Below are 473 nucleotides of genomic sequence, written 5' to 3'. Positions count from 1 at the left end.
ACCCTGGCCTACCGCGTCGCCCGCCGGCTGCTCGCCGACCCCGAGGGCGCCTCGCGGGCGCCCGGCCTTGGCATCGCCGCGAACGATCCGGTGGTCGGTAAGATCGCGGCGCTCTCGCATCCGAACCTCGTGGCCCTGCGCCGCCATCGGGTGCCGACCGCCAAGACGCTGCCGACCAAGATCCCGGTCGACGCGGTGCGCAAGGCCCTGGAGCTGTTCGGCTCCACCGCGGGCAATGCCGGCTACCGCATCTGCATCGTCGACAGCGCCGAGGACCTGAACGGCAACGGCGCCAACGCGCTCCTGAAGATGCTGGAGGAGCCGCCGGTCCGCGCGCTGTTCCTCATCGTCAGCCACGCGCCGGGCCGACTGCTGCCGACGATCCGCTCGCGCTGCCGCGCCCTCGCGCTCCGGCCGCTGGACGCGGCCTCCGTCTCGGCGGTGGTGTCCGGTTTCCCCGCCCCGTTCCCGGC

1 pseudogene is annotated in these 473 nt (G+C 74.0%); it reads left to right on the top strand.

Annotated features, from left to right (window positions below):
• Positions 1-473, top strand: a pseudogene (locus FV222_RS28925) (XRE family transcriptional regulator); the annotation flags it as partial.

Source organism: Methylobacterium sp. WL103 (genome assembly GCF_008039885.1).
GTDB classification, from domain to species: Bacteria; Pseudomonadota; Alphaproteobacteria; order Rhizobiales; family Beijerinckiaceae; genus Methylobacterium; species Methylobacterium cerastii.
This window is presented reverse-complemented; position numbering and strand designations above follow the sequence as displayed.